3 protein-coding genes are annotated in these 2,398 nt (G+C 53.5%); all 3 read right to left on the bottom strand.

The window, feature by feature from the left end; all coding sequences use genetic code 11:
• The coding region (locus ACOYNV_RS27530; protein ID WP_422903013.1) for a hypothetical protein at positions 1 to 441 on the bottom strand (441 nt) is incomplete at its 3' end.
• Between the two features lie 12 nt (positions 442 to 453).
• A complete protein-coding gene (locus ACOYNV_RS27525; RefSeq protein ID WP_422903012.1) occupies positions 454 to 834 on the bottom strand; it encodes a hypothetical protein in 381 nt (126 codons plus the stop codon).
• Between the two features lie 71 nt (positions 835 to 905).
• The coding region (locus ACOYNV_RS27520; RefSeq protein WP_422903011.1) for a hypothetical protein at positions 906 to 2,398 on the bottom strand (1,493 nt) is incomplete at its 5' end.

Genomic DNA, 2,398 nt, shown 5'->3' with positions numbered 1-2,398 from the left:
CAAGCGACCGTTGGCGAAACACGCCCCGGCAGACAAGCTCAAGTTACGCGCGGCATTTGTTGATTTTGTCGCCACGCAGCCGGATTTGATGCCCTTGTTCAGGATAGTAAATTCGCCTTCCTGTTGCGCTTGCTTGCGCAGCACATTGATGCTTCGGTTGGCGAGGGCGGCTTGATCGATAGCGAACATGATCGATGCCACGCTCATGTTTTGCATATCGACAGACGTTACCGAAATATTGGCCGTCATGTCATCAAGGCGTAAGCCAAGGCTTCCTTTGCTGCCTCTGGCGGTATTGATCTCGGCCTCGTTTGTCGAAATCCTTGAGTCGATACCGGAGAAGTTATCGTCAATCTCGACGTAGCGCGTATTCCACAACGAAGGTATAGCATCCGGCTCGTTGTTGGGAATCTGGGTAATACTGGTATGTGCAAGTGCCATTATTCACTCCTTTCAGAAGCGTAGCTTGATGCTGATTTCGTAGCGTTCATCGGATTCCTTATGCTTGGGAGCGAAGGTTTTCAGGCCAATAAGCAAGCCGGAAGAGTCAAGCAAAGCCGCCTCTGAAATGGCCGAACCGATAAGCTCGTTGGCCTCAACAGATCCTTTTCCGGTCGTTGAAAACAAATCTTCCTGGGTTATTGAGGCGAGCGGCTTCCGCAATACTTCGTGCGCAAGGGAAGTAGCCGTCGCCGAGGGTGATTTTGGCGTCTGGTCTGCGTTATGGCCTCCGTCGCCGAACGCCATGTAGAAAATCGGCGCAAGCGTGCTGTTATCGGCCATATGCTTGGCCAATCGCTTTCTGTACGCATCGACGGTGATCGCTTCAGCCATGCTTAAACCTCCTGTTGGTTAATGCAGCATAGTTTTGCACAGCAGGAGGCGGCTATCGGCCCCGTTTTCCGTTAACTCCTTATCGAACGGAAGGAGAACATCGGCGCAGCCGGGCCGCCAATTCGCCAGCTACCGTTAAGCGTCAGCGTTCGTGATGAATTTTGGTCGAAAACAATATCCGGGTACTCGTAAGCAACCTTGAATCCGCCAATCCTCGGGCAGATTGTCATTTTCCTTGCCCTTAGCCGGCGTCCGTCGATATGGAATCTGCCAATCTTGTTTTCAGCCCCAATCGCCCATCCTCCGTCTACCTTCCTGGTGACCGGCGCCAGTTTTGTTGAGGTGACGCGGGTAAGCCGCTCTGGTGTTACAAAGGTGTCGCTGGACGAATAAAAAACAGCAGACGAATCAACCTCAATGGCCGAGTTTCGGCGCAATGAAAACCCGAACGGGCGACGTGAAGCCGTTGCTCCAATACCCCATTGCCCATCAAGCCGTCGCCACCCGGAAAGTCGAGCGAAACTGGCCAGCTTCGAAGGCGTTGCCGGATAGTCCATTCGGGCGTATTCATGGTGCGTGACAATCAAGTCTTGCGGACTATCCATGCGCGCGGAAATGTAAATATTTGCGGAACTGTCCGTGTCTGCGCCGTATCCACCGACCTTCCAGGTGCTATCAAGGCGACGGCCTGTCTCGGAAAGTTTTGGCAGTCGGTAAACGCTGGCTGACGCCGTTTTTTGCAGGGTTGACGAACTCGATACGCGACAATTCCTTAGACGCCAAACGGACATGCCGCCGCGCTTTTCGCCAACCTTGAACGTTCCGAATGGAAGAGGAAGGGTTACCAGCGCCCCGTCTCTTCCGAGCGACCAGCGAATATCGTCGGAATCACTGATGACAAGACCGCACCATGGGTAGCGGATACGCGTCTTTTTTTCCATTAAGAGCTGTGCGGACAGCCTCGCCTGGACATACAGCATAAAGCGCAGCATGAACCTGAACAACGGCAACAGCCGGGCCGGGATGACCGACCGGATGATGTGCATCAGACTGGCTACCGAGGTGACCTGAACGCTGAAGTCAAGAGCGATCTCTATTCTGCTGGTGAGGAACATTCCGGACAGATCAGGAAATCTGCTGGATTCCGTTGCAAAATCTTCTACTGGTCGTTGCCCGCCGACCTTCCATCTTCCGTTTAGCTTTAAACCAGGCTCGCCAAGCGCGTAAAGCCAGAAGCTAACCCTGGGCTTTCCAGTAAAAAGAGCCGTTGGGTAGGGTTGTGATTTATCCTGCCAGAGTTGCTCCACCTCACAAAGGTTCGGGAACATCATTTGCAGATAAGTGCGCAGGAAGTGCAGGCCACGCCCTTGAACGTCTGTTGATTTCCACGCCCGGTAAAGGTAGCGCGTTGCCGCTTCTTCCCGGTCGCCTTGGAGTAGCGCAAGACCATCCATATTGACCGACTTGCGCACCAGGTCAAGCGATCCAAGGTGGGCAGAGCCAAGGACGTTGGCGTCAAACGCATTGGCCGCAACGTTGGAATCGAACAAATCAAGGAATAACT

Source organism: Propionivibrio sp., assembly GCF_049316945.1.
GTDB lineage: Bacteria > Pseudomonadota > Gammaproteobacteria > Burkholderiales > Rhodocyclaceae > Propionivibrio.
This window is presented reverse-complemented; position numbering and strand designations above follow the sequence as displayed.